A 579-nucleotide genomic window follows, 5' to 3' on the forward strand; every position below is an offset into this window, starting at 1 on the left:
GCTTATCCAAGACCCCGGTATGACGTAATTCAGCAGCCATGTCCGTTAATAACGTGACGTTGTCACGCATGAACTGGTTTATGATAGTGATCTGTTCGGCATGAAGGGTATTAAAGGCGGCGATGTTATGTCGCAGAGATTCGTCTTTACCGTCATCGATCAGTAGCACATTGCCAAAGCCGTTCTGAAGGTAACGGTCCGCTTGCTCACCCCATGAACGCATGTCCTCCTGCGACCCTTCGAATTGCTTGCCATAGACGGCCAATTCCGCAGCGGAGCCTCCGAGTGCCAACAACATTCGCCAATAAAGCTGATCGCGTGATGCTCGGCCATCAAGCGCAACGTTGCTTTCCATATAGCCCAGACGTAGTACAGTTCCGCGTGTTTCACGCGTAATGGCAACCCGCATGAATTCCGGATGAGTATTCTGAAGGGCATAGACCAGGGCATGGCCGCATTCATGGATTGCTGTCAGTTTCAGCGAGGCCTCTGATCGGCGAAGGGGGGCAGAAAAACGCCCATATTCGATATGTTGCGTTTGAATTTTTGAATTGCGTATGCATAACCGGTAAACAAAGG

At 50.6% G+C, this 579-nt stretch carries 1 protein-coding gene; it reads right to left on the reverse strand.

Annotated features, from left to right (window positions below; translation table 11 throughout):
- The coding region (locus ACVRRC_RS22245; protein WP_472997616.1) for a M41 family metallopeptidase at nt 1-579 on the reverse strand (579 nt) is incomplete at both ends.

Source organism: Stutzerimonas sp. LR2 (assembly GCF_055755175.1).